The sequence below is a fragment of the Paraburkholderia sp. genome (genome assembly GCF_024281035.1).
In the GTDB taxonomy this organism is placed as follows: domain Bacteria; phylum Pseudomonadota; class Gammaproteobacteria; order Burkholderiales; family Burkholderiaceae; genus Paraburkholderia.
Map to the genome: position 1 here is coordinate 42,676 of NZ_JAMXLH010000067.1, position 26,200 is coordinate 68,875.

At 65.2% G+C, this 26,200-nt stretch carries 27 protein-coding genes; 10 read left to right on the forward strand and 17 right to left on the reverse strand.

Translation table 11 applies throughout. The features are described 5' to 3' along the window. Positions 1–343: 343 nt before the first annotated feature. The 3 genes from Q0L30_RS22295 to gcl form a co-directional block, all read right to left on the reverse strand. Positions 344–1,252, reverse strand: coding sequence for a 2-hydroxy-3-oxopropionate reductase (locus Q0L30_RS22295; RefSeq protein WP_296661827.1), 909 nt, complete (start codon positions 1,250–1,252; stop codon positions 344–346). Positions 1,253–1,324: 72 nt separating this feature from the next. Continuing rightward, positions 1,325–2,122, reverse strand: a complete 798-nt coding sequence (gene hyi, locus Q0L30_RS22300; RefSeq protein WP_296661828.1) for a hydroxypyruvate isomerase — start codon at positions 2,120–2,122, stop codon at positions 1,325–1,327. 128 nt (positions 2,123–2,250) lie between these two features. Further along, the gene (gene gcl / locus Q0L30_RS22305) at positions 2,251–4,032 is read right to left on the reverse strand and encodes a glyoxylate carboligase (RefSeq protein ID WP_296661829.1); all 1,782 of its coding nucleotides are present in this window, start codon (positions 4,030–4,032) and stop codon (positions 2,251–2,253) included. Positions 4,033–4,222: 190 nt separating this feature from the next. On the opposite strand from gcl, the gene Q0L30_RS22310 reads away from it, so the two are divergent. Then, entirely contained in the window at positions 4,223–5,137 is a 915-nt protein-coding gene (locus Q0L30_RS22310; protein WP_296661830.1) for a LysR family transcriptional regulator, read from the forward strand. An 80-nt stretch (positions 5,138–5,217) separates the two neighbouring features. Here the strand turns inward: Q0L30_RS22310 and Q0L30_RS22315 are convergent, their stop codons facing one another. Then, on the reverse strand, positions 5,218–5,604 hold the full coding sequence (locus tag Q0L30_RS22315; protein WP_296661831.1) for a cupredoxin domain-containing protein: 387 nt from the start codon (positions 5,602–5,604) through the stop codon (positions 5,218–5,220). A 26-nt stretch (positions 5,605–5,630) separates the two neighbouring features. Then, entirely contained in the window at positions 5,631–6,521 is an 891-nt protein-coding gene (locus tag Q0L30_RS22320; RefSeq protein WP_296661832.1) for a metallophosphoesterase, read from the reverse strand. Positions 6,522–6,729: 208 nt separating this feature from the next. Here Q0L30_RS22320 and Q0L30_RS22325 point away from each other — a divergent pair, with 208 nt between their 5' ends. From Q0L30_RS22325 to Q0L30_RS22365, 9 genes are all read left to right on the forward strand, one after another. Further along, on the forward strand, positions 6,730–7,533 hold the full coding sequence (locus tag Q0L30_RS22325) for an RNA polymerase sigma factor (protein WP_296661833.1): 804 nt from the start codon (positions 6,730–6,732) through the stop codon (positions 7,531–7,533). After that, entirely contained in the window at positions 7,523–8,422 is a 900-nt protein-coding gene (locus Q0L30_RS22330; RefSeq protein ID WP_296661834.1) for an anti-sigma factor, read from the forward strand. Before Q0L30_RS22325 ends, Q0L30_RS22330 begins: the two co-directional genes overlap by 11 nt. Positions 8,423–8,699: 277 nt before the next feature. Further along, on the forward strand, positions 8,700–9,071 hold the full coding sequence (gene rpsF, locus Q0L30_RS22335) for a 30S ribosomal protein S6 (protein ID WP_293042205.1): 372 nt from the start codon (positions 8,700–8,702) through the stop codon (positions 9,069–9,071). A gap of 56 nt (positions 9,072–9,127) precedes the next feature. Continuing rightward, on the forward strand, positions 9,128–9,427 hold the full coding sequence (priB, locus tag Q0L30_RS22340) for a primosomal replication protein N (protein WP_296661835.1): 300 nt from the start codon (positions 9,128–9,130) through the stop codon (positions 9,425–9,427). 2 nt (positions 9,428–9,429) lie between these two features. After that, on the forward strand, positions 9,430–9,705 hold the full coding sequence (gene rpsR / locus Q0L30_RS22345) for a 30S ribosomal protein S18 (protein ID WP_296661836.1): 276 nt from the start codon (positions 9,430–9,432) through the stop codon (positions 9,703–9,705). Positions 9,706–9,732: 27 nt separating this feature from the next. Next, a complete protein-coding gene (rplI, locus tag Q0L30_RS22350; RefSeq protein ID WP_293042214.1) occupies positions 9,733–10,185 on the forward strand; it encodes a 50S ribosomal protein L9 in 453 nt (150 codons plus the stop codon). A 158-nt stretch (positions 10,186–10,343) separates the two neighbouring features. Continuing rightward, a complete protein-coding gene (locus Q0L30_RS22355) occupies positions 10,344–11,726 on the forward strand; it encodes a replicative DNA helicase (RefSeq protein ID WP_296661837.1) in 1,383 nt (460 codons plus the stop codon). 190 nt (positions 11,727–11,916) lie between these two features. After that, positions 11,917–12,543 (forward strand): DUF47 domain-containing protein, encoded by a 627-nt coding sequence (locus tag Q0L30_RS22360; protein WP_296661838.1) that lies wholly within the window; start codon positions 11,917–11,919, stop codon positions 12,541–12,543. 10 nt (positions 12,544–12,553) lie between these two features. Continuing rightward, positions 12,554–13,564 (forward strand): inorganic phosphate transporter, encoded by a 1,011-nt coding sequence (locus Q0L30_RS22365; RefSeq protein WP_296661839.1) that lies wholly within the window; start codon positions 12,554–12,556, stop codon positions 13,562–13,564. Between the two features lie 59 nt (positions 13,565–13,623). On the opposite strand, the gene Q0L30_RS22370 is transcribed toward Q0L30_RS22365, so the two are convergent. From Q0L30_RS22370 to Q0L30_RS22425, 12 genes are all read right to left on the reverse strand, one after another. Beyond that, the gene (locus tag Q0L30_RS22370; protein WP_296661840.1) at positions 13,624–14,430 is read right to left on the reverse strand and encodes an SDR family NAD(P)-dependent oxidoreductase; all 807 of its coding nucleotides are present in this window, start codon (positions 14,428–14,430) and stop codon (positions 13,624–13,626) included. Between the two features lie 106 nt (positions 14,431–14,536). Continuing rightward, the gene (locus Q0L30_RS22375; protein ID WP_296661841.1) at positions 14,537–15,607 is read right to left on the reverse strand and encodes a C40 family peptidase; all 1,071 of its coding nucleotides are present in this window, start codon (positions 15,605–15,607) and stop codon (positions 14,537–14,539) included. A 222-nt stretch (positions 15,608–15,829) separates the two neighbouring features. Continuing rightward, positions 15,830–17,662 carry a PhoH family protein gene (locus tag Q0L30_RS22380; protein ID WP_296661842.1) on the reverse strand — a complete coding sequence of 611 codons (1,833 nt, stop codon included), beginning with the start codon at positions 17,660–17,662 and terminating at the stop codon, positions 15,830–15,832. A gap of 105 nt (positions 17,663–17,767) precedes the next feature. Beyond that, positions 17,768–17,947, reverse strand: a complete 180-nt coding sequence (locus Q0L30_RS22385; RefSeq protein ID WP_296661843.1) for a hypothetical protein — start codon at positions 17,945–17,947, stop codon at positions 17,768–17,770. Positions 17,948–18,052: 105 nt separating this feature from the next. Continuing rightward, a complete protein-coding gene (locus Q0L30_RS22390) occupies positions 18,053–18,514 on the reverse strand; it encodes a peroxiredoxin (protein ID WP_296661844.1) in 462 nt (153 codons plus the stop codon). A gap of 144 nt (positions 18,515–18,658) precedes the next feature. Next, a complete protein-coding gene (locus Q0L30_RS22395; protein WP_296661845.1) occupies positions 18,659–19,555 on the reverse strand; it encodes a polysaccharide deacetylase family protein in 897 nt (298 codons plus the stop codon). 32 nt (positions 19,556–19,587) lie between these two features. Further along, positions 19,588–20,634: a bifunctional UDP-4-keto-pentose/UDP-xylose synthase gene (locus Q0L30_RS22400; protein WP_296661846.1), complete on the reverse strand. Its 1,047-nt coding sequence runs from the start codon at positions 20,632–20,634 to the stop codon at positions 19,588–19,590. Next, complete coding sequence (locus Q0L30_RS22405) at positions 20,631–21,599, reverse strand: formyltransferase (RefSeq protein ID WP_296661847.1); 969 nt, start codon at positions 21,597–21,599, stop codon at positions 20,631–20,633. Before Q0L30_RS22405 ends, Q0L30_RS22400 begins: the two co-directional genes overlap by 4 nt. Further along, positions 21,596–22,645: a glycosyltransferase gene (locus Q0L30_RS22410; RefSeq protein ID WP_296661848.1), complete on the reverse strand. Its 1,050-nt coding sequence runs from the start codon at positions 22,643–22,645 to the stop codon at positions 21,596–21,598. Before Q0L30_RS22410 ends, Q0L30_RS22405 begins: the two co-directional genes overlap by 4 nt. A gap of 92 nt (positions 22,646–22,737) precedes the next feature. Continuing rightward, positions 22,738–23,892 carry a DegT/DnrJ/EryC1/StrS aminotransferase family protein gene (locus Q0L30_RS22415; RefSeq protein WP_296661849.1) on the reverse strand — a complete coding sequence of 385 codons (1,155 nt, stop codon included), beginning with the start codon at positions 23,890–23,892 and terminating at the stop codon, positions 22,738–22,740. A gap of 148 nt (positions 23,893–24,040) precedes the next feature. Then, a complete protein-coding gene (locus Q0L30_RS22420) occupies positions 24,041–24,412 on the reverse strand; it encodes an SMR family transporter (protein ID WP_293035876.1) in 372 nt (123 codons plus the stop codon). 133 nt (positions 24,413–24,545) lie between these two features. Next, entirely contained in the window at positions 24,546–26,198 is a 1,653-nt protein-coding gene (locus tag Q0L30_RS22425; protein WP_296661850.1) for a glycosyltransferase family 39 protein, read from the reverse strand. Positions 26,199–26,200 lie beyond the last annotated feature (2 nt).

Sequence of the window (26,200 nt, forward strand, 5' to 3'; positions counted from 1 at the left end):
GAAATGCGCGCCGGGCCATGCGCGCGAGTGGAAGCGGGCGGAAGCTTCGAAGCGTTGCGATCCGACGAGCGGACACCCGATGACGACGTCTGACCGACCAAGGCTTCCCCGCCGTCATCGGGTGCCGCTGCGGACCCCACAAGCCGCTCTCAGCCCAGAGCGGCCCTGATTTGCTCCACGGCGGTTGCCGCCGCCCTGGAGCGCCCCACGAGTGGCCATCGCGCCTTGCGAGACAGCCTGAATTTTCGCGTTGCCGCAGTGTGGCCGCCCGCCAGGCCACACTGCACCGCGCGCTTCACATCCACATCCACATCCACATTCGCAGCCTCGGTCGATCGCGGCTTCACGCCGCCGAAGCTTGCGCGCTGGCCGGTTCCGCGATATCGAAGTGCGCCATGATTTCCAGCGCGCGAATCATCGCCGAGTGATCCCACGCCTTGCCGCCATTGGCCGCGCAGACGCTGAAGAGTTGCTGCGCGCTCGCCGTGTGCGGCAGCGCGATGCCGAGCTTGCGCGCGCCGTCGAGGGCGAGGTTCAGGTCCTTCTGGTGCAGCTCGATGCGAAAGCCCGGGTTGAACGTGCGCTTCGTCATGCGCTCGCCGTGCACTTCGAGAATGCGTGAGGAGGCGAAGCCGCCCATCAGCGCGCGGCGCACGCGCTCGGGATCGGCGCCCGAGCGCGCGGCGAACAGCAGCGCTTCGGCCACGGCCTCGATGTTCAACGCGACGATGATCTGGTTCGCGACCTTGCAGGTCTGTCCCGCGCCGTTGTCGCCGATGAGCGAGATGTTCTTGCCCATCAGCTCGAATAGCGGTTTCGCCTTCTCGAAGGCCTGTTGCGGGCCGCCCACCATGATCGTGAGCGTCGCCTCCCGCGCACCGACTTCGCCGCCCGAGACCGGCGCGTCGAGGTAGTCGCAGCCAAGCGCGTTGATCTGCTTCGCGAACTGCTGCGTGTCGAGCGGCGAGATGGAACTCATGTCGATCACGAGCTTGCCCGCGGACAGGCCCTTTGCAACGCCGTCGTCGGCGAACAGCGCGTTTGCGACGTCAGGCGTGTCCGGCACCATCAGGATGATGATGTCCGACGCTCGCGCGACCGCCGCCGAATCGGCCGCGACCTGGGCTGTACTGCGCAGATCGTCCGGCACCGGATACTTGCCGCCGACACTCAGTGAGTGACCGCCCTTGATGAGGTTGCGCGCCATGTGCGCGCCCATGATGCCGAGCCCGATAAAGCCGATCTTTGCCATCTTGTGTTGCTCCGCTGGGTTTGTCCTGCGAGTTCGTATCGAGAGTTCGTCCGATTCGATGAAGCTGTGCGCTCACGAGCGCTCGGCGGCGCGTAGCTTTGCGCTGCGCAGCCACCCGAGGCCATCGGCGGTCGTCGTGCGCGGCTTGTATTCGCAGCCGATATGGCCGTCGTAGCCGAGCGTATCGAGCAGATCGAACAGAAACGGGTAGTTGATCTCTCCGGTGCCGGGCTCGTTGCGGCCCGGGTTGTCGGCGAGCTGGATGTGCGCGATCTTCGCGAAGTGCTTTTTGATCGTCGCCGCGAGTTCGCCTTCCATGCGTTGCATGTGATAGATGTCGTACTGCAGGAAGACGTTGTCCGAGCCTGTGTTCGCGATCACGTCGAGCGCTTCGGCCGAGCGGTTCAGCGCGAAACCCGGAATGTCGTACGAATTGCAGGGCTCGACGAGCAGGCGGATGCCCTCGCGCTTGAGCGCCGCGGCGGCGAACGTGAGGTTATCGACGATCGTGGCAAGCGCCGTGTCGCGCGAGACGTCCGCAGCCGGAATGCCGACGAGGCAGTTGAGTTGCGGCACCGTCAGGGCTCGCGCGTACTCGATCGCGCGGCCCACGCCCTCCTGGAACTCTCCCTTGCGTGCGGGCAGACACGCAATGCCGCGCTCGCCCGTTTCCCAGTTGCCGGCAGGCAGGTTGTGCAGCACGAGCTTGAGCTTGTGTGCTTCGAGGCGCTCCGCCAGTTCGCTCGCCTTGTACGGATACGGAAACAGGAATTCCACGGCGTCGAAGCCCGCGTCCGCCGCCGCAGCGAAGCGGTCGAGGAACGGTACGTCGTTGAACAGCATCGTGAGGTTCGCGGCAAATTTCGGCATGGCAGGTGTCTCGCTGGTCGGTCAGTGGTTGTATTGGTGCGCCGTCGCGCGAGGCAACGCGCGGCGGCACGCAGGAAGCTGGACGTCGACGCTTACGGGTGCTACGGCTGTTAAGTCTGTTACGGACGTTAAGGCTGGCCCGGCAGGGCGATTGCCGTTGGCGCGTGCTCGGGTGTTTCGGCGAGCGCTTCGAACTCGTTGATCGCGTCGATTTCGGTGCCCATCGAAATGTTGGTCACGCGTTCGAGGATCACCTCGACCACGACCGGCACGCCGAATTCGGCCGCCATCGATTGCGCCTGCCGCAGCGCCGGTGCGATCTTTTCGGGCTCGAACACGCGCAGCGCCTTGCAGCCGAGGCCTTCGGCCACGGCAACGTGGTCGACGCCGTAGCCGTTCACTTCCGGTGCGTTGATGTTATCGAATGCGAGCTGAACGCAGAAGTCCATGTCGAACTGACGCTGCGCCTGGCGAATCAGGCCGAGATACGAGTTGTTGACCACGACGTGCACGTAGGGCAGGTTGAACTGCGCGCCGACGGCCAGTTCTTCGATCATGAACTGAAAATCGTAGTCGCCCGAGAGCGCGACGATCGGGCGGGTGGGATCGGCCACGCGCACGCCGAGCGCAGCCGGAATCGTCCAGCCGAGCGGACCGGCCTGGCCGCAGTTGATCCAGTTGCGCGCCTTGTAGACGTGGAGGAACTGCGCGCCCGCGATCTGCGAGAGGCCGATCGTGCTCACGTAGCACGTCTCGCGCCCGAACACCTTGTTCATCTCTTCATAGACGCGCTGCGGTTTGATCGGCGTGTTGTCGAAGTGCGTCTTGCGGTGCATCGTGCGCTTGCGTTCCTGGCACTGCGCAACCCACTCGGCGCGGTCTTTGAGCTTGCCCGCGGCGCGCCATTCCTGTGCGACTTCGATGAACAGTTCGAGCGCGGCCCGTGCATCGGACACGATGCCGAGATCCGGGCCGAATACGCGGCCGATCTGCGTCGGTTCGATGTCGACGTGCACGAACTTGCGGCCCTTCGTATAGACGTCGACGCTGCCCGTGTGGCGGTTCGCCCAGCGGTTGCCGATGCCGAGCACGAAGTCGGCGGCGAGCAGGGTCGCATTGCCGTAGCGGTGCGACGTCTGCAGGCCGGCCATGCCGGCCATGAGTGGGTGATCGTCGGGGATGGCGCCCCACGACATCAGCGTCGGAATCACCGGCACGCCCACTGTTTCCGCGAATCGGACGAGCAGATCTTCGGCGGCCGCGTTGATCACGCCGCCGCCCGAAACGATCAGCGGTGCCTCGCTCGCGTTGAGCAGTTCGAGCGCGGCCTCGATCTGCTTGCGTGTCGCGCGCGGCTTGTAGACGGGCAGCGGCTCGTAGGTGTCGATATCGAATTCGATTTCGGCGAGCTGCACGTCGATCGGCAGGTCGACCAGCACCGGACCCGGACGGCCCGAGCGCATCAGATGGAACGCCTGCTGGAACACGCGCGGCACGAGTGCGGGTTCGCGCACGGTCACGGCCCACTTGGTGACCGGCTTGGCAATCGACTCGATGTCGACGGCCTGAAAATCTTCCTTGTAGAGACGCGCACGCGGCGCCTGGCCTGTGATCGCGAGGATCGGAATCGAGTCGGCCGAAGCGGAGTAGAGGCCCGTGATCATGTCGGTGCCCGCGGGGCCCGACGTGCCGATGCACACGCCGATATTGCCGGGAGCGGCTCGCGTATAGCCCTCGGCCATGTGCGAAGCGCCCTCGACGTGGCGCGCCAGCACGTGCGTGATGCCGCCGGCCTTTCTGAGCGCCGAATAGAACGGGTTGATGGCGGCGCCCGGCACGCCGAACGCAGTGTCGATCCCTTCCTTTTCGAGCACCAGCACTGCGGCGTCGACGGCTCTCATCCTGGGCATGACTGTCTCCTGAATGTCGCGAACTGCACATATGACGAAGCTGCTGAGGTGCACTTTAGGCACGCCGGAAAGGTTTGATAAGATCAGCCCAGGTCGCTTATTTCGAAACTAAAAGTATGGAATGCCGCCGGGCGGCTATTGAAACAGCAAGCGGACCCACAAGCGGGAAGGGCATTCCAGGAGACACGTCATGGATCGCTTCAAGCAGATCGAGACCTTCGTTCGCGTCGCGGAAGCCGGCAGCCTCGCGGCGGCGGCGCTGGAGGAAGGCGTTTCGCCGGTGATTCTCGGGCGTCGTATCGACGCGCTGGAGAAACGGCTCGGTGTGAAGCTCATGTATCGGTCGACGCGAAGGCTCGTCGTGAGCGAAGAGGGCGGCGCGTTTCTCGAACGCTGCCGCAGCCTGCTCGCCGAGTGGGATCAGGCGGAAAACGAAGTCACCGCCGGGCGGCGCGTGGTGAACGGGCATCTGATCGTGTCGGCGCCCGCTGCGTTCGGGCGCAAGCACGTTGCACCGCTCGCGAGCGCGTTTCTTGCCGACAAGCCCGAACTCCAGATGTCGTTCAACCTGACCGACCGCGTCGTCGATCTCGTGCGCGAGGGCTACGACCTGTCGATCCGCATCGGCGGCGCCGTCGATCCGAACTTCGTCGCCGTGAAGCTCGCGTCGAACCGGCGCGTGGTGTGCGGCACGCCTGAATATTTTCACCGGCACGGCAGGCCGAAGACGCTCGACGATCTGCACGCGCACAACTGTCTCGCGTTCAATCTGCAGGGCGGGCAGAACCGCGGCTGGAATTTCCGGCGCAACGGCAAGCTCGTGACCGTGCGCGTGGGCGGCACGCTCGACTGCAACGACGGCGAACTGCTGCACCGCTGGGTCACGGAAGGGCTCGGCCTCGGCTGGCGGTCTTCGTGGGAGATCGATGCGCAACTCGCGCGCGGCGAACTGGAGACCGTGCTCGACGAGTACGCGCTGCCCGACTACGACATCCTCGCGGTCTACCCGCAGCAGCGCTACGTACCGGCCAGGGTGCGCTATTTCATCGACTACCTCAAGGAAGCGTACGCGCGGCCCGGTTACTGGAGCGGCGAGGCGTACTGAGCCGCGTTCGCCGCTTCATGCTTTTTGTGCGCACCTTTCGCGCATTTTTCGCGCACTTTTCGCGGGCGTACGGTGCAGGCTCATCCGACCACGAGCACGCCGTTCATCGTTTCGTGCCCCGAACCACAGAAGATGTCGCAGAGAAACTGCACCGTGCCCGCGTCGCCCGCTTCCGCCGAGAGATGGACCACGATGCCCGGCGGCACGTCGGCACGCACGCCGAGTTGCGGGATCGAGAAGCCCATGAGCGCGTCCTCGGCCGTGAGTTCGAACGTCACGCGCTCGTGCGGCGCGAGGGGAATGCGGTTCGGCGTGAACACGAAACGCCGGGCGTGAACCTTGATCACGCGCGGCGCCGCGCGCGCATCGACACGCAGCAGCGCGCTCGCGCTCGCCGCAGCAAATAGCAGCCAGCGGCGGCGCGCGGGCAGCAACAGGCGCCTGGTAGCGCTCGAACCTGTGAACATGGTGGTCTCCTCGGCAGGTTTCGTTATCAGGTGAGATTGCGGATCGGCATTTCGGTCAACGCATACGCTTGCGGTGCTCCATCGACTTCGATGCTGCGCCAGCCGAGCCCCTTATAGGGCGCCGATGGATCCCACGGAACCGGCAGCCGCTGCGCCTGCGAACCGGGCGCGGGCAGCGGGAACATCAGCGAGCGCGCCGCGTGGTGCGCGATTGCGCCCGTCATCGTGTGATGCTCCTGGTGGATATGCCCGTAGAACACGGTGACGTTCTGGTGCTTCTGCAGCACGTTGATCACGGCGGCGCCGTCGCGCGTGGCCCAGTCCCATTGCGGCGCGAGATCGAAAAGCGGCCGGTGCGTGAAGACGACGATGCGGGCGTCCGGGCGCTGACGCGAGAGGTCGTCGGCGAGCCACGCGATCTGCGTGTCGCCCACGCGGGCCGCAGGATCGGACACGTTGTCGAGCACGATGAAATGCACGCCGCGATGGTCGAACGTGTAGTGCGTCTGACCGAACAGCTCGCGGTACGCCTCGCCGTTGTCGAGACTCGCGTCGTGCTCGCCTGGCATCAGATAGAGCGGCTTGACTTTCAGCGTCGCAATGATCGACTGGAATTCATGCATGCGCGTGCGGCGCACGGTGGGGTCGTCGGTCGTGTGCGTGAGGTCGCCCGTGAACACGACGAAATCGGGCTTTGCGGGCAACGCGTTGACGGCGGCGATTGCCTTCGGCAGCGTGCCTTTGGCGTCGGGGTTGACCTTCGGGCCTTCGAAGCCCCAGTGCGCATCGGAAAGCTGGACGAAGAAGAAATCTGCGTCGCGTTCCGCGGCCCAGCCGGGCAGCGCCGATGCAAATGCGACGCCGCCGCCCAGTGCGGCGAGGCGCAGGAAGTCGCGCCGTTTCAAAGTGGTGGGCATGGTCGCCTCCTCACGCGTGGATGTGCCTGTCTTACCGCGCGGACGCGCCGTGTATTCCCGCTTTATTTTTCGCTGGCGGGCGCAAACGGCGGGAATACACTGGCTGGAGCGCCGGTACTGCATGCAGGGCGGCCTGAACACGAGAAGGTGGGAGGGAGAGGCGCGGTTGGCAGGACGCGGGACACCGCAAGACGCACGAGGGGCGAGCGTGGGCGCAAGCGCGAACGAGCATGTCGAGCCAGCGGAAAGCGAGGAAGCGGCGCGCAGCAGCCGTTTCCAGGCGCTCGCGCTGCCGCATCTCGATGCGGCCTACAACCTCGCGCGCTGGCTCTCGCGCAATCCGGGCGATGCCGACGACATCGTCCAGGAGGCGTTCCTGCGGGCGTTCCGTTTCTTCGATACGTTTCGCGGCGACCTTGCGCGTCCGTGGCTGCTCGCGATCGTGCGGCGCGTCTGGTACGACGAGTGGCGACGGCGCTCGACATCGGAGGAGGTGACGCCGTTCGACGAGTTGCGCGACGACACGCCGCCCGAAGGTTGGGAAACCGCGAGCGCGGACCCGGAAACGCTCGCTATTCGCGCGGAAGACGCGCGCGTCGTGCAGGATGCGCTGCACAGGCTGCCGGTGGAGTATCGGGAAGTGCTCGTGCTGCGTGAGATGGAAGATTTGAGCTATCGCGAGATCGCGGTGATCGCCGATCTCCCGGTGGGAACCGTGATGTCGAGGCTTGCGCGCGGACGCCGTCGGCTTGCCGTGCTGCTTGCGGCTTCGCAGGGGCGTGTGCAAAGCAACGTGCAGCCCGACGTGCAGCGGGACATGCAAACTGCGCGGCCAGGCGCGAGCGGCAACGGCGCGGACGATGACGGCGGGGTGAGCCATCAGGCAAGGCGGCCATCGGTGCGGGGGAGCGTTGGCCGGTTCGCTGGCGAGTCCGCCGTCGACGGCGGACCGCAGCCGCATACAGATGGCCATCCAGGTGGCCCTACGACGGAGGCGCCCGATGAAATGTGACGAAGTGCGCCCACTGGTCGACGCGAGCGTCGACCGCGAGCTTTCCGCCGCCGACGAACGGCGCGTGCGGGAGCATTTGTCCGGCTGCGCGCAGTGCCAGCGCGACGCGCAGGCCGTACAGGCGATGTCGAAGGCGGTGAAGTCCGCGGACTACTACCGCGCACCGGCAGGGCTCGGCGCGCGCATCGTCGCAGCCTTGCCGCCGGTCGTAGCCGACCAGGGTTCTCGCGCGGGAGAGACCGTCGAACAATCCGGGCGCGTGCGTGTGCGCAAGACCGGCTGGAGTGCCTGGCCGTGGCCGCGCTTTGGTGGGTTCGGTGGGTTCGGTGGGTTCGGCGGATTCGGCTCGGGTGCCGGAGGGCAGGCGGCGGGGTTTAGCTGGCTCGCGGGCGCGCTGCTTGTGCTCTGTGCGCTCGGCTTTGCCGCGGCGCTGAACCTGCGCCGCCCGGCAACCGGCGGCGAATTCGTCAACGAGCTTGTGGCGAGCCACGTCCGCGCCCAGATTTCGGGACGCGACCTCGACGTAATCTCGACCGACAAACATACGGTCAAGCCGTGGTTCAACGGCAAGATCGACTACGCGCCGCCCGTTGAGGATCTCGCCGCCGAGGGTTTCCCGCTCGCAGGCGGACGGCTCGACTATGTGGGGCGTGAGCGTGTGGCGGTGCTCGTCTATCACTACCGCAAGCACGTGATCGATCTCTACGTCTTCCCGCCGGGCGAGGCGGGCCCGGCTGCGGCGGCAGGCCCGCCGCTGCGCATCAGCGAGGGCTACGCGCTGGCGCGCTGGCAGGCTGGCGGCATGACCTGGTGGGCCGTCACCGATGCCGGGCCGGAGGCGCTCACGGGCCTGCGCGCCGCGCTGGACGCGCGCCTCGGCGGCGCCTGAACGCGCATGCGATGCCTGAGCTGGCGCGCGGTTGACACACGGTTGGCACGCCGTTCGCGCGTAGTTGATGCGTAGTTGGCGCACGCCCGAACGGGGCAAGCCGCGCCAAGTCATTGAAAACACGTCCGAAACACGCCGCGCGCGACTGATTTCAGTTGCGCGCCGCGCGCCCTCGCGTTACAATCTTCGGCTTCTCACTTGCCGCACCGGAGAATTCAACGGGTATTCCGGAGAGTTCAATGGCGCCCGGGCGGCTTTAATCCACAAGGAGTGTGTAATGCGTCATTACGAAATCGTCTTCATCGTGCACCCCGATCAAAGCGAGCAAGTGCCCGCCATGATCGAGCGTTACAAGGGCACGATCACGTCGCACGGTGGCCAGATCCACCGCATCGAAGACTGGGGCCGTCGTCAACTGGCCTACATGATCGAGAAACTCGCGAAGGCTCACTACGTCTGCATGAACATCGAATGCGACCAGACCACGCTCGACGAACTGGAACACGCGTTCAAGTTCAACGACGCCGTTCTGCGTCACCTCATCGTCAAGATGAAGAAGGCCGAAACCGGCCCGTCGCCGATGATGAAGGAAGTGCAGCGCGAAGAAGCCAAGAAGGCGGCTGCCCAGCCGACCGACGCGCAGGCTTAAACGACACAAGCCATCAGGATTCGAGCCCAGCTGCTTAAGTTAACTTCGTAAGCCCCGTGAACAGGCTGCAACTCAAGGCGAGCGTCGTCGAACGCGAACCGGTGCGATATACCCCCGCCGGCGTTCCGATTGCAAGCTGCACGTTGCACCACCGCACCGAAGTCGTCGAGGCCGGCGTTGCCCGCCTCGTGGAACTGACGATGGATGCAGTGGCCGCCGGCGAGGCTTGCGGCAAGCTGGAAGGCTGTGAAATGGGCGTCGAGACGCTCTTCACCGGTTTTCTGGCGAAAAAGCACCGCAACGCGCGAACCCTGGTGTTTCACATCACCGAAATGCAAGGTACAGGAAAGGACTAATCATGCCCCGCCCGACTGGTAAGAAATTCGACAAGCGTCGTCAACAGCAAAACCCGCTCTTCAAGCGTAAGAAGTTCTGCCGCTTCACGGCTGCAGGCGTCGAGCAGATCGACTACAAGGATATCGATACGCTGAAGGACTTCATCGGCGAAAACGGCAAGATCACGCCGGCGCGTCTGACGGGTACCAAGGCCCACTATCAACGTCAGCTGGACACGGCTATCAAGCGCGCGCGTTTCCTCGCGCTGGTGCCGTACACCGACCAGCACAAGGCCTAACCCGACGCCGCTACAAGGAGCATCCGAATGCAGATCATTCTTCTCGAAAAAGTCGTCAACCTCGGTAATCTGGGCGACATCGTCAAGGTGAAGGACGGTTACGCACGTAACTTCCTGATCCCGAACAAGAAGGCCCGTCGCGCCACGAAGGACGCGATCGCCGAATTCGAAGTTCGCCGCGCCGAACTCGAAAAGGTCGCCGCAGAAAAGCTGGCCGCCGCTCAGGCAGAAGGCGAAAAGCTGAACGGCCTGACCGTTCAGATCGGCCAGAAGGCTGGCGTGGACGGCCGTCTGTTCGGCTCGGTCACGAACGCCGACATCGCCGTCGCGCTGACCAAGCAAGGCTTCGCAGTGGAAAAGGCGCAAGTGCGCCTGCCGGAAGGCCCGCTGAAGATGGTGGGCGACCACCCGGTGCAAGTCGGCCTGCACACCGACGTCATCGTCGACGTCACGGTGTCGGTGCTGGGCGAGCACGTCTAAGCACCCTGGGCGGCCCGGTTGGGCCGCTCGAGCGCTGTCGGTTCGAAAAAGGCAGGAGCCTCGCGGCTTCTGCCTTTTTTATTGCGCGTGACCCGTCCTGCCGTTTTGCAGGTTTGCTGCTTGTTCCAGGTGGCTGGCTTGTCCGATAATTGCCCTCCATGAACGCTCCGAACGATCCCCAACTCGAGTCGCTGAAAGTCCCTCCGCATTCGATCGAGGCCGAGCAATCGGTGCTCGGCGGCCTGTTGCTGGATAACGCCGCCTGGGACCGGATTGCCGACTTCCTCGCGCAAAGCGACTTCTACCGCTACGATCACCGCATTATCTACGAGCATGTCGGCCGCCTGATCGCGTCTTCGCGTCCGGCCGACGTGGTGACGGTCTACGAGGCGCTCACCACCTCGGGCAAGGCCGACGACGTGGGTGGTCTCGCGTACCTGAACGCACTCGCGCAGAACACGCCGAGCGCCGCAAACATCCGCCGCTATGCAGAAATCGTGCGTGACCGCGCGGTGCTGCGGCGTCTCGTTTCGGTCGCCGACGAAATTTCCTCGGACGCGTTCAATCCGCAGGGCAAGGAAGTGCGCCAGCTGCTCGACGAGGCAGAAGCGAAGGTGTTCTCGATCGCCGAGGACGGCGCGCGCGGCACGCAGGGTTTCCTCGAAATCGGGCCGCTGCTCACGCAGGTCGTGGAGCGCATCGACACGCTTTATCACACGGCCAATCCGAGCGACGTGACGGGAACGCCGACGGGTTTCGTCGACCTCGACCGCATGACCTCGGGCATGCACGGCGGCGAACTGATCATCGTGGCGGGGCGCCCGTCGATGGGTAAGACCGCATTCTCGATGAACATCGGCGAATACGTGGCTGTCGAGTACGGCCTGCCTGTGGCGGTGTTCTCGATGGAAATGCCGGGCACACAACTCATCATGCGTATGCTCGGTTCGGTCGGGCGGCTGGACCAGCACCGCATGCGCACGGGCCGCCTGACGGACGAAGACTGGCCGAAGCTCACGCACGCCGTGCAGAAAATGAGTGAAGCACAGATCTTCATCGACGAAACCGGCGCCCTGAACCCGATGGAGCTGCGCTCGCGCGCGCGGCGCCTTGCGCGCCAGTGCGGCAAGCTCGGGCTCATCATCGTCGACTATCTGCAGCTGATGAGCGGATCGTCGACCGGCGAGAACCGGGCGACGGAAATCTCCGAAATCTCGCGCTCGCTCAAGAGCCTCGCCAAGGAACTCGACGTGCCGGTGGTCGCGCTCTCCCAGCTGAACCGCGGTCTGGAACAGCGTCCGAACAAGCGCCCGGTGATGTCGGATTTGCGCGAATCGGGCGCTATCGAACAGGACGCGGACGTGATCCTGTTCATCTACCGCGACGAAGTCTATAACCCGGACAGCCCCGACAAGGGCACTGCCGAGATCATCATCGGCAAGCAGCGTAACGGCCCGATCGGCCCTGTTCGCCTCACGTTCCACGGCCAATACACGAAATTCGATAATTTTGCCGGGGCACAGAACTTCTACGGCGACTAGCAGGCGAGCAGCAGGAAACCCTCCAGAACTGATGCGCGCCGCATGCGCGCTTCTGTCGCGCGTGGCTTAACCCTGCGTTTACATGGGCAGCGAGTCGCGCGCGCGTCCGCTGACGTTACAATGTTGCCGCTGTATGACGGCTGCATTGCCGTTGGATGACAGTCATCCGAGACCAATTTCCGGGATTCAAATGTTCGGCCGATTCATGCCCACCGAGGGCAAGTTCTTTGAAATTTTCAATGCGCACGCAAAGTGCCTCGTTTCTGCAAGCCGGGAGCTGGAGCTTCTGATCGACAACCTGGCCGATGCGGAGATCCACAAACAGAACGTTCAGGCTGCCGAGAAGGCCGCCGACAAGCTGACCCACGAAGCGATCGACCTGCTTCACAAGACCTTCATCACGCCGCTCGACCGCGACGAGATCCACAAGCTGATTTCGGCGATGGACGACGCGCTCGACCTGATGGAGGACGTGGCCGTGGCCATTTCGCTCTACGACGTGCAGGCCGTGACCTCCGAGGCGAGCCAGCTTGCCCACATCTGTACGGCGACCGTCGAGCGGGTTCAGGCCGCGGTTGCGATGCTGTCCGACATGAAGCAGGCACGCGAGATCCTGCATGCGTGCGAGGACATCGACCGGCTCGAATCCGAGGCGGACGCTCTGCTGCGTTCGGCCATGTCGAAGCTCTTCCGCGAGGAAGACAACGTCAAGACCGTGATCAAGCTGAAGGCGATCTACGAGCTGCTCGAGTCGATCACCGACAAGTGCGAGGATGTGGCGAACATCATCGAAGGCATCGTGCTGGAAAACGCCTGAGCCTGACGCGATGCAATCGATACAACTCGCCATCTGGATGGTCGCGTCGCTCGTGGCCATCTCGCTCATTTTTGACTTCATGAATGGTTTTCACGACGCGGCGAACTCGATCGCCACGGTCGTGTCGACGGGCGTGCTCAAGCCGCAGCAGGCCGTGGCATTCGCCGCCATGTTCAACGTCATCGCCTATTTCATCTTCCACCTGAACGTTGCACGCACGGTGGGCAAGGGCACCATCGACCCCGGAATCGTCGATCACTACGTCGTGTTCGGCGCACTGATCGGGGCGATCGTCTGGAACGTGGTGACCTGGTACTACGGCATTCCGTCCAGCTCGTCGCACGCGCTGATCGGCGGCCTGGTGGGCTCGGCGCTCGCAAAGTCGGGCTGGCACTCGCTGAACCTCGACGGCCTCATGAAGACAGTCGCCTTCATCTTCATCTCGCCGCTGCTCGGTTTCATCCTCGGCTCGTTCTTCATGCTGCTGGTGTCGTGGCTCTATTTCCGCACGCCGCCAAGCAAGGTGGACCGGCGCTTCCGGCGTCTGCAGATACTTTCCGCGAGCCTCTACAGCCTCGGCCACGGCGGCAACGACGCGCAGAAGACCATCGGCATTATCTGGATGCTGCTGATCGCCACCGGCTACGCCTCGGCCGCCGCCGACGCGCCGCCGATCTGGGTGGTGGGCGTCTGCTATCTGTCGATGGGCCTCGGCACGCTGTTCGGCGGCTGGCGGATCGTCCGCACGATGGGGCAGAAGATCACCAAGCTCAAGCCGGTCGGCGGCTGCTGCGCGGAGACGGGCGGGGCGATTACGCTCTTCACGGCGTCGTGGCTCGGTATTCCGGTTTCGACGACGCACACCATCGCGGGCGCGATCGTCGGCGTGGGCGCGACGCAGAAGCTTTCCGCCGTGCGCTGGGGCGTGGCGGGCAATATCGTCTGGGCGTGGATTCTGACGATTCCGGCTTCGGCGGCGCTCGCCGCCGCGGGCTGGTGGATCGGCCACCGCATCATGTAACACGGTGCCCGGCGCTGCGGCAGGCGGCGCCGGGTTGTTTTATCACTCGTGCGGGCTGCTCAGATGAGCGGCGCGGAGCAGCCGTCCATCGGGATGAGCGCGCCGGTTACATAGCTGGCGCGGCGGCTCGCGAGAAAGAGCGCCACGTCCGCAATCTCCTCAGGCTTCGCGTAGCGGCCGAGCGGCACCTTGCCCTCGCTGCGCGAGAGCGCCGTCGTTTCATCGATTCCTTCTCTTTCGGCTTCCAGCCGCACCGCTTCTTGCAGCCGTTCCGTGAGCGTCGCGCCCGGGTTGATTGCGTTGATGCGGATGCCGTAGCGCGCGTGATAGTGCGCGAGCCCCACGGTGGCGAGCATGAGTGCGGCATTGGCCGCGCCGCCCGCGATGTGGATGTCGCTCGCGTACTTGCCGCCCATGCCGATGATGTTGACGATGGTTCCGGGTTCGCTCGTTGCACCGGCCTTTACGCGTTCCACCATCCGGCGCAGCACTTCCTGCTGCGGATAGATGTACGGGAAGTACTTTGCTTCCATGGTCGCCTTGAAGGCGGCGGCGTCCAGCGCTTCCGGATCGTAGCGGCGGGCCGCGCCCGCGCTGTTGATGAGGACGTCGATCGGGCCGACGGCCGTCGAGACATCTTCGACCACGTCCGCCGCGCTGTGCGGTTCGTGCAGATCGGCGCGCGTGAGATGGATGTGCAGTCCTTCGCTCGCAAGTTGCTCGCGCGCGCGGGCGAGATTCGCCGGATCGCGCGACACGATCGCGACCTTCGCCCCTTCCTTCGCGAACGCGCGTGCGCAGGCGAGCCCGATGCCCTTGCTGCCGCCCGTCACCAGTACCACCTTGTTGCCGAGTCCGAGATCCATCGCTGCCTCGCTGCGAAAAGGTATCAGAACGATAGCAGACGCAGCGGGCCGCGAAAACCGCGCCGGCATGTCGGGGGCGGGTGGGCACGCGAGGTTGTGCGCGAAATCAGAAGGCGCTGTTGGCGAAGCGCGCGATGGGATCGTCGTTCGTTTGCGTGGGCGCACGCACGGCCGGTTGTGCCGTCGAGGCGCGCATGATCCGCACGGGCGCCGTGGACGATGCAGCGGGTGTGATCGACGTCGAGCCCGCTTGCGCCGCCTGGCGCTCGGCTGCATCGGCGGCGGGCGGCGGCGGCTCGAAGGCGTCTGCGGCTGCGGCTGCGGCGATGGCGTCGGGTTGCGAGTCGGTATCGGACGCGTTGGCGCTGGCCGCTGCGGGCGTTGCACCGCCGGCCACGCGCGCCTGCATCTGCGCGGTGGCGGGCGCCGCGGGCGGCGGTTCGAACGCGTCCGCTGGCGCGGCGACTGGCGGTGCGGCCGCGTAGGCGGGCGCAACCGGCAGCGTTGTCGCAGCGGGCATCGTCCGGTTCTGATTCACGCTCGTCACGCGCATGGGCGCGGCAGCCACGGCCGGTGCGGCAGGCGCGGGCCGGGCGGGCGCGGACGCTTCCCACGTCGGCGTATCGAACGGTTGCGGCGTGGCCTTGGGCGGCGCCATGCGGCGGATGCCGTCGAAGCGCTTCGCCCAGTACGGGTTCGTCAGATAGTCGAGCCGCACCGTCCCGCCCGTCGACGGCGCATTGACGAAGCGGAGTTTGCCGACATAGATCCCGACATGCGAATGCGGCCGCCCGGTCGTATTGAAGAACACCAGATCACCGGCGGCGATTTCGTCCGGTTCGATGGACTCGCCGCGTCCGCTCATGTCGGCGGTCGTGCGCGGCAGATCGACAAAGGCCGCGCGCGCGAATACGTATTTGACGAGTCCGCTGCAATCGAAGCCGCTATCGGGTGTATTGCCGCCCCAGCGGTAGGGAATGCCGACGAGCCCCATCGCCTGGATCGAGATCTCTTCGCGGCCGACGCTGTGGTCGACGAAATTCGGGAAGCCGGGTGGCCGGGTGCGCGAGGCGTCGATGGCCTTGGGCGAGCCGCCGCTGCGCGAATATCTTTCGGGCGTGCTCGAACACGCCGCAAGAAAGACCACGATCAGTAACGGAAACCAGAGTCGGCGCATGAACGCTCGGACGGGCGAGGGCGCCCGCTGCGGGTGGTGGCGGATAATGCGCCGATGGTAGCCCGTCTGGCGCGGCGCTCGCAAGAATTCTTGATAATTTACTTGAAGTTGGTACGCCAACTGTTGCTTCGCTGGAACGCCGCGCAATAAAAAAGGGCTGTATCCGGTGATCCGGATACAGCCCTCGTGAGCAGCTTGTGCTCGATGTCGTCTGGATGTCGCCTAGAGGATGTCCGACGCGTAATCGGCCAGCCGCGAGCGTTCGCCGCGCGCAAGCGTTACGTGGCCGCTGTGCGCCCAGCCCTTGAAGCGGTCGACGACATAGGTCAGGCCCGAGCTGCCTTCAGTCAGATAAGGCGTATCGATCTGCGCGATATTGCCGAGGCAGACGATCTTCGTACCCGGACCCGCGCGCGTGACGAGCGTCTTCATCTGCTTCGGCGTGAGGTTCTGCGCTTCGTCGATGATGAGGTACTTGTCGACGAACGTGCGCCCGCGCATGAAGTTCATGCTCTTGACCTTCAGCCGCGAGCGGATCAGTTCCTGCGTGGCCGCGCGGCCCCATTCTCCGGCTGCGTCGTCGGTCTTCTGGAGCACTTCGAGGTTATCGTCGAAGGCACCCATCCACGGCTGCATCTTTTCCTCTTCCGTGCCCGGCAGGAAGCCGATGTCCTCGCCGACCGGCACCGTCGCGCGCGTCACGATGATCTCGTTGTAGCGCTTGTCGTCGAGCACCTGGGCGAGGCCCGACGCGAGCGCGACGAGCGTCTTGCCCGTACCCGCCTGCCCGAGCAGCGTGACGAAGTCGATCTCCGGATTCATCAGCAGATTGAGCGCGAAGTTCTGCTCGCGGTTGCGCGCCGTGATGCCCCACACGTTGTTCTTGTGATGGCCGTAGTCGCGCAGCGTCTGCAACAGCGCCGTCTTGCCGTTGAGTTCGCGCACGATCGCGTGGAACGCCGGTTCGCCGTTTTGCGGCTCCAGATAGACGAACTCGTTCACGAGCATCGACGCGCACTCGGGACCCGTCACGCGGTAATAGGTCGTGCCGGTCTTGGTGTCCTGCCACGACTCCATGCCCTTCGCGTGCTTCGTCCAGAAGTCCTGCTGCAGCGCGCGCACGCCCGAGTACAGCAGATCCTTGTCTTCGAGAACCTGATCGTTGAAGTAGTCTTCCGCGGGCAGGCCGAGCGCGTGCGCCTTGATGCGCATGTTGATGTCTTTCGACACCAGCACGACGAGGCGGTCCGGCCGGTCGCGCTGCAGCGCGCGCACGACGCCGAGGATCTGATTGTCGGCCTTGCCCTGCGGGAGGCCGTCGACCGGATCGATATGCGTGAGCGTGGTCTGGAAGTACAGGCGGCCGAGCGCTTCGCGGCTGCCGAGGCGCGCAAGCGAAATGCCTTCCGAGATCGGATCGGCGTTCGCCACCAGCTGGTCGAGCGTGCGGCTCACCTGGCGTGCGTTGCGCGCGACTTCGGACATGCCCTTCTTGTGGTTGTCGAGTTCCTCGAGCGTCATCATCGGCAGATAGACGTCGTGTTCCTCGAAGCGGAACAGGCAGGTCGGATCGTGCATCAGCACGTTCGTATCGAGCACGAAGAGCTTGCGCACTTCGATGCTTTCTTCCGGATGCAGGCGTTTTTTCCCGCTGGTGCGCTTACCCGTTGCGGCGCCGGCGTCGAGCTTCGCGGCGGCCGGCTTGGCGCTGCGTGCGACCGGCGCGACGGGCGCTTCGGGCTCGGCGCGCGCCTGGACGGGCTGCAGCAGCGCAGCGGCCTGCTGCTTGCGCTTTTTCGCGGGTGCGGGCGCGACGGGTTCGAGGGCGGCCAGTTCGGCGTTGCCGGTCGGCAGGGGTACCGTGCGCAGCGTCGTTGCGGCGTTCGCAGCCGGGGACATCGGCTCGGCGACGCTCGCGGGACCGAAGTCCGCGACGGCGACAGCGTCTTGTTCGCTTACAGCTTTGCGGTTGCCGCGCGCGGTGCGCGCGCGCGCCTTGTATTCCTCAGGCGGCAGCAGGTTGCCGAGCTTGCTGGGGGGGGTAGGCAAAGGCATGGTGTCCCTCGAAAAATTCGGGTCGAGTGGTCGAGTAGGGTGCGCTTTCGGGCGGTGCGGTCCGGCGCCGGGTAGGCGCCCTGTGCAGCCGCGCTGGGTGCGCGCTCAGGTCTGGAAATGCCGGTTCGCCTGGTTTTCGATCGGCTCCTTGACAAAGACGCGTGGCCGCAACGTGTTCCGGCGCGGCGGCGGAACTACAAACAAAAAAGCCGCCGCCCCGGCTAACGAGGCAAGCGGCTCGACTGCGGCAATGGCGCGGTGCCCCGGATGTGCGTTGCCGGTCATTCGACGACCGGCCGTATCTGGGACGCAACCCGGGTCACAACCTGGGTCGCGACGCGACGAAAAATGGGGTGGACAGGCACTCATTGCAGCCCAATATAACGCGCCTCAAAGCGCTTGTACAGCCTCCAGGACCTCGTCGACGTGGCCCGGAACCTTGATGCCGCGCCACTCGCGACGCAGCACGCCAGAGGCGTCGATAAGGAACGTGGAGCGCTCGATTCCACGCACTTCTTTGCCATACATTTTCTTCAATTTGATGACGTCGAAGAGCGTGCATAGCGCTTCATCGGCATCCGATACCAAGGTAAACGGCAGTTCGAGCTTGGCCCTGAAGCCCTCGTGCGATCGCACGCTGTCACGCGAGACACCGATGATCCGCGCACCCGCTTTTTCGAACTTCGGATTGAGGTCGCGAAACTGCAGTCCTTCGGTCGTGCAGCCCGGCGTGTTGTCCTTGGGATAGAAGTACAGGACCACCTTGCTGCCCTTGAGGCTCGACAGCGTGAAGTCGCCGCCGGTGGCGGGGGCGGTGAAGTCGGGAACGGGTTGGTCGACTGCGATCGGCACAGGATTCTCCGGTTGTTATTGTCGATGGTCGGACGATGCGTGCGGCGTACGCGAAGGGTGCATGCGAAGGCAGCAGATGAAAGCTGCCCGCTCGGGATGGCCTTCGCGGCGGCCACCTTCGGGGTGCGCGTGCGAACGGCGGGTTCAGTCGGGCTGGACGATCAGCTGGCCGGAACGGCCTTCGATCTCGCCCCAGGTGACAGGGTACGATGGCAGCGATTCGAGGTCCAGCGCGGCATGGTAGTCGCCCATCGTGGCAAACGTGTGGCCCTGCGCGCGCCAGCCCGCGAGCAGCTGCTCGAACACGGGCGCAAGCTTCTGGCCTTCGAGTTCCGCGTGCAGCGTGAAGACCTGGTCGTGCGGATTATGCTCGGTGAGCTTGAGCATCCACGCGGCGACCGTGTTCGCGTCGATGCCGTCGACGCCGAGCACTTCGTCGAGCGTCGGCAGCGTGGTCGGCATCTGCACGTGGTTGAGCGTGTGGCCGTCGACGACCGGCAGATACGGCGAGTGCCCGCGCCCGTCGGACGCGTAACGCATGCCCCAGGCGTCGATCTGCCGGAAGGCCGCGTCGTTCATCTGCCAGCCCGCCGCGCCGTGCGTGACAGGCGGCGCGCCGAAGACCTGCGTGAAGCGCTCGTAGCTCTTGCGCATCTCGCTCGCGGTCCAGTCGCCGTCGCGGTTGCGCACGTTGTCCTGCCAGTACACGTGATCCCACGTGTGAATGCCGCATTCGAAACCGGCTTCGTGGATCGCGCGCATATCGGCGGCCGCCTTCACGCCGATGTCCGGTCCGGGCAGCAGCACGCCGTACATCAACTGCTTCACGCCGTAATGCTCGACCACCGACGTGCGCGAGACCTTCTTCAGAAAACCCGGGCGGAAGACGCGGCGCAGCGCCCAGCCCGTGTGGTCCGGGCCGAGGGCGAAGAGGAAAGTCGCGCGCGCCTTGTAACGGTCGAAGATGCGCGCGAGATTCGGCACGCCTTCGCGCGTGCCGCGCAGCGTGTCGACGTCGATTTTCAGGACGATACGGGCCAAGTTGCCAGGTCCCCAGTTGCCGCGTGTGAACGTTACTGCTGTTCGACGAGCGCGCGGGCCTCGCCGACGTGGCCGCGGTACGCTTCGAAGATCTTGCGCAGGGCGTCGTCGAACGTCGCCTTGGGCGCCCAGGCCAGTTCCTGCTTCGTGTTGTCGATCTTCGGCACGCGGTTCTGCACGTCCTGGTAGCCCGCGCCGTAGTACGCGCCCGACGACGTTTCGACCAGCTGCACGCGCTTGGCGGACTCAGCGTATTCCGGATACTCGGCGGCGAGCGCCAGCATCTTGTGCGCGAGTTCGCGCACCGAGAAGTTGTTGGCCGGGTTGCCGATGTTGTAGATCTTGCCCGTCGCGATGCCGTTCTTGTTCTCGATGATCTTCATCAGCGCGTCGATGCCGTCGCCGATGTCGGTGAACGCGCGCTTTTGCGCACCGCCGTCCACGAGGCTGATGTTCTCGCCGCGCACGATGTGGCCGAGGAACTGCGTCACGACGCGCGACGAACCTTCCTTCGGCGTGTAGATCGTGTCGAGGCCCGGGCCGATCCAGTTGAACGGACGGAACAGCGTGAAGTTCAGGCCTTCCATGCCGTAGCCCCAGATCACGCGGTCCATGAGCTGCTTCGAGCACGCGTAGATCCAGCGCGGCTTGTTGATCGGGCCGTAGATGAGCGGCGAGGCGTCCGGATCGAACTGTTCGTCGCTGCTCATGCCGTAGACCTCGGAGGTCGACGGGAACACGAGGTGCTTGCCGTACTTCACGGCCGAACGCACGATCGGCAGGTTCGCCTCGAAGTCGAGTTCGAACACGCGCAGCGGCTGCTTCACGTACGTTGCGGGCGTGGCGATCGCGACGAGCGGCAGGATCACGTCGCACTTCTTGACGTGGTACTCGACCCACTCCTTGTTGATCGTGATGTCACCTTCGAAGAAGTGCATCCGTTCATGCTTGACGAGGTCGCCGAGGCGGTCGGTCTGCATGTCCATCCCGAACACTTCCCAGTTCGTGGTTTCGAGGATGCGCTTGGAGAGGTGGTGGCCGATGAAGCCATTCACACCCAGGATCAGGACTTTTTTCATTGACGGGATGCAGATGAGGTGAATTCGGCGAATGCGGCAGGCGTGACGACGGTTTCGTGACCGTCGCCGGACTGCCCTTCGGCATGTCCGGACAGGTGCCGCAGTTCGTGGATCGCGATGGCGCGACCGTCGCCGCAGAGGGCAAAGAGCGCATTATCGCTTACGTGGATGCCCGCGGGCAATCCGGCCAGCGCCGCAGGCGCCGCACCCGGGCGGGCGAGGCGCGCCCGGGCGATCATGAAACGCTCGCCGCCGATGTCGGTGAACGCGCCCGGATACGGCGGCGCAACGGCGCGGATCAGGTTGTAGACCTGCTGCGCGCTCTGGCTGAAATCGATGAGGCCGTCTTCCGGCTTGCGCCCGCCGAAGTAGCTGCCCTGCGCGAGATCGTTCGGCAGATGCGGCGCCTCGCCCGCGATGAGCGCGGGCAGCACGCGCCAGAGCGTCTGCTCGGCGGCGACCGTGACCTTGTCGAAGACCTGCGCGGCGGTGTCGTCGGGCAGGATCGGCACCGGCGTCTGGGCGACGATCGCGCCCGCGTCCGGCTTCGCCGCCATTTCGTGCAGCGTCGCGCCGGTTTCGGTTTCGCCGCGCAGCACGGCCCAGTTGGTCGGCACGCGGCCGCGGTATTTCGGCAGCAGCGAGCCGTGCATGTTGTACGCGCCGCGCGCGGCGAGCGCGAGCAGGTCGGCGGGCAGCATGTGCCGGTAGTAGAACGAGAAGATGAAATCCGGCCGCGCCGCCGAAACGGCCGCGCGCAGCTCGGCGCTCTTCGGGTCGGCGGGCGTGATCACGTCGACGCCGTGCTCCATCGCCACCGATTTCACACTGCCGAACCAGATGTTCTCGGTCGGGCTGTCCTCGTGGGTGACGACGAGTTCGACGTCGACGCCGCCCGCGAGCAGCACCTGCAGGCAGCGCACTCCAACGTTGTGATAGGCGAAGACGACGGCGCGCGGCTTCATTTTTGTGCTCCCTGACTGAGCGAGGCCGGTTGGACAGGCGGTGCGAGGTTCTCGCGCGGCGCTTGCGCGATGGCAGGCGCGTTGCGCTGTTCGAGAATCGTCTGCACCAGATAACGGGGACGCGCGCGCACCTGCTGATAGATGCGGCCGATGTACTCGCCGAGCAGCCCGAGCGCGAAGATGATCACGCCGAGCAGGAAGAAGGTGATGGCGAACAGCGTGAACACGCCTTGCACTTCCGCGCCGATGATGAAGCGGCGGATCAGCAGCAGGACGAACAGGCCCGCCGAGCCGAGCGAAAGGATCACGCCGATGAACGACAGCCATTGCAGCGGCACGACCGAGAAGCCGGTCACGAGGTCGAAATTCAGGCGGATCAGGCTGTAGAGCGAGTACTTCGATTCGCCCGCGAAGCGCTCTTCGTGTGCGACCTCGACTTCGACCGGGTTCTGCGCGAACGTGTACGCGAGCGCCGGAATGAACGTATTGATTTCGCCGCAGCGGTTGATCGTGTCGATGATGCGGCGGCTGTACGCGCGCAGCATGCAGCCCTGGTCGGTCATCTTGATGCGTGTGATGCGCTCGCGCAGGCGGTTCATCGCCTGCGAGGCCTTGCGGCGCCACAGGCTGTCCTGGCGCTGCTTGCGGATCGTGCCGACGTAGTCGAAACCCTCGCGCATCTTCGTGACGAGCTTGCCGATTTCCTCGGGCGGGTTCTGCAGGTCGGCGTCGAGCGTGATGACGATCTCGCCGCGCGCCTGCTCGAAGCCCGCGAGGATCGCCATGTGCTGGCCGTAGTTGCCGTTCAGCAGGATCGCGCGCGTCGTGTCGGGGCGCGCGCGGAACTGGTCGGCGAGCATGGCGGCCGAGCGGTCACGGCTGCCGTCGTTGATGAAGATGACTTCATACGACGTGCCGAGCTGGTCGAGCGCGGGGTACAGGCGCGCGAACAGCGCGCCGAGTCCCGCTTCCTCGTTGTAGACCGGAATGATGACCGAGACTTCCGGCGCTTCCGGGGTCAAGGTGCCTTGTTCCGTTTGAGTCATGAGTGCGTCTTTTCCGTTTTCATAATGCGTTCGCTCAGTGTGGCCGGGCTATGCGGCCGGGCTGTGCGGCCCGGCGTCCAGCTGCGTCCGGCTCAGCCCGCCGCGTACTGCGCGCAGATTTCGTTGACGGCGCGGCACACGCGCGCCACGTCGTCGTTCGTCATCTGCGTGAAGAGCGGCAGCGTGACCGTGGTCGCGCCGAACCGCTCGGCGTGCGGGAACATACCCGCCTTGAAACCGCGCTCGCGATAGAGCGTGAACAGGTGAATCGCCGGGTAGTGCACGCCCGAGCCGATGCCGCGCTCCTTCAGTTGCGCCATGAAGTCCGCGCGGCTGATCGTGAGCTTTTCGAGCGGCAGCGTGATCTGGAACATGTGCCAGTTGCTGTTGGCGAAGTCCGCCACCGGCAGTCCCACGCCGAGCCCGACTGCCGCGCCGCCCTCGAAACCCGCGAAGTAGGCGCGCGCGAGCGCACGCCGCTGCGCGGTGAAGCGTTCGATGTGCTTGAGCTGGCCGAGGCCCACGCGCGCCGCCACATCCGTGAGATTGTACTTGCCGCCGAGCACGTCGCAGTCCATGCCGTCGAAACCCGTGCGGGTGATGCCCTGCAGGCGGTACTTCTGGGCCAGCAAGGCTTCGGCTTCGTCGTTCAGGACGAGCGCGCCGCCTTCGATCGACGTGAGGTTCTTGTTCGGGTGGAAGCTGAACGACACGAGGTCGCCGAAGGCGCCGATGCGCTTGCCGTTCCAGGTCGAGCCGAACGCCTGCGCGGCGTCCTCGATCACGCGCAGGCCGTGCTGGCGGGCGATCGCGTAGAGCCGGTCCATGTCGACGGGCATCCCCGCGAGATAGACCGGCATGATGGCCTTCGTGCGCGGCGTAATGGCGGCTTCGAGCTTGTCGAGGTCGATATTGCGCGTGACGGGATCGATGTCGGCGAACACGGGCGTCGCGCCGACTTCGTAGACGACGTTGCTCGTGGCGACCCACGACGCCGGCGTCGTGATGACCTCGTCGCCGGCTCCGACGCCCGCGATGCGCAGACCGATCTCGAGCGTCGCGGTGCCGGAGTTGAACGTGCGCACGGGCCGGCCGCCGCAGAAGGCCGACAGCGCGGCTTCGAACGCCTGGTTCTGCGGGCCGGTCGTGATCCAGCCGGAACGCAGCACGTCGGCGACGCCCTGAATGGTTTCTTCGTCGATCTCGGGTTTGACGAACGGCAGGAATGCAACGTTGGACTGGGTCATGTGTGCTTTGCTCGTGAAGAATGGGGCGAGGCGCAAGGATGGGTCGACAACCTTACGATCCGCTTATATGGGGCGCGCAGCCCTTGGGTACAAGGGCGCCGCGCTTGCTTGTGCAGCGACGTGCGGCCGGGTGTGGCCGGGTGTGGCTTTAGCTGCGCGCGAGCACGAATACGCCGATCAGGATGATGCCGATGCCGACGAGCCGCTGTACCGACAGTACCTCGCCGAACAGATACCACGCCGCGAAGGCGTTCACGACGTACCCGAGCGACAGCATCGGGTAGGCGATCGAGACGTCGACGCGCGACAGCCCGACGATCCACACGACCACGCTCACCACATAGCAACTCAGCCCGCCGATGATCGGCAGTTGCGTCGCGAGCTTCAGGCCGACGGGGAGAATGTTCGCACGGGTGAATTCGAAGTGTCCAACCGCATTGACACCGGCTTTCAGCAACAGTTGCGCGCACGCATTCAGGCCGACGCCGGCAAGGATGCAGAAGAGGGAAATCGGATTCATCGTAGGGAACGGCTCGACATATATTGGGGATCGATGTGGGGCGGCTGTGGCCACAAGGTACACGACAGGGCACGCGGCAAGGCACGCGACGAGGCGGAATTATCGCCCATGCGCGCCTGCCGCCGGCCGGCGCTTACGGTTGGGGCGGTTTTGCGACCACCACGCGCCGCGCATCGCGGGCAATGACCTGCATCGGCAGACCCTGCGCGGCCAGTTCGGTGTAACGCTCCACCGGCATCAGCGCGAGCGCGTAGCGCTCGGTCTTCCAGCGCGCTTCCCAGTCCGCGATCGTCGGCACCCATTTCTGCGGTTCCTCGGAAATGCCGAACGCAAGCTCGTCGGTCACCTGAACCATCGTCATGGTGTGGCGCACGTAGAACGGCATCGTGTGGTCGAGCACGCCCACCGAATAGAACGGCGTATCGGGCGGCATTCTCGCGATGGCCGCGCGCACGGCCGGCGCGAGCGGCGCGCCCGAACTCAGCGTGCCGAAAACGTCGTGGCCGGTGCCGGCGATCGTCGTGAGCAAAATCCAGGCGGTGCCGAGTGCGACGGCCGGTGCGGTGGCGCCGGTCGCGGGCGTGCGCGGCGCGCGGTTCAGCCACAGGCCGATAGCCGTCACGACGAAGCCGACAGACGCCGCGGCGAACACCCACACCTGGAATTCGCGATAGAGCGCGTTCGGATTGCGGGCGTTGCCAAGGCGCGTGAGGTAGAACGAACCGAGCGCGATCGCGAGACAGAGGAACATGTAGCCCGCGAGGTGGCGGCGCCATTGCTCGCGGGTCATCAGCGGCAGGTACATGCCGATGATGAGCGCAAGCGGCGGGGCGATCGGCAGCGTGTAGGAGATCAGCTTCGAGTGCGACACGCTGAAAAACAGGAAGATAAAGACGCTCCAGACGAGCATCAGCGTGACCGGCGCGAAGCCGTTGGGCTGGCGCGGCGTGGCGCGCGCGTGGCGCAGGCTCTGCACGCTCACGGAGAGCCACGGCAGAAAACCGACCAGGATCACCGGAATGAAGTACCAGAACGCGCCGGGACGGTTCTGCTCCGGCGTGAGGTAGCGGCGGAACTGCTGGACGATGAAGAAGAAATTGAAAAACTCGGGATTGCGCTGCTGCACGAGGATGAACCACGGCGAGACGATCGCGAAGAACACGATCAGGCCGCTGGCGAGGTAGAGGCGCTTCCAGAGCGCCCAGTCGCGTGCAATCAGCGTATAGAGGACGAGCACGGCGCCCGGCAGGATCAGGCCGATCAAGCCTTTCGAGAGCACCGCGAGCGCCATCGACGCCCAGCAGACCCACATCCACAGCCGCACCTGGCCCTTCGGCAGCCCCGGTCGCTGGGCGAGCAGCAGCGCGCACAGCGTGAGCTGCATCCAGAACGACAGGGCCATGTCGAGCGTGTTGAAGTGGCCCATCAGGTTCCAGTAAGGCGCGCAGGCGAGCACGAGCGCGGCGAAGAAGCCGGTGGCGGCGTTGAAGACGCGCGCGCCGGTGAAGCCGATCAGCATCACGCCTGCGAAGCCCGTGAGGGCCGTGTAGAGGCGCGCCTGCCATTCGCCGATACCGAACCACGCGAACGTGAGCGCGTTCATCCAGGTTTGCAGCGGGGGCTTTTCGAAGTACTTGTAGTCGTTGTAGCGCGGCGTGATCCAGTCGCCGGTGACGCACATCTCGCGCGCCATTTCGGCGTAGCGGCCTTCGTCGCTCGGCAGCAGATGGCGCCAGCCTAGCGGTACGAACCAGATCACGGCGAGAGCGACGATCAGGAGCAGGATCG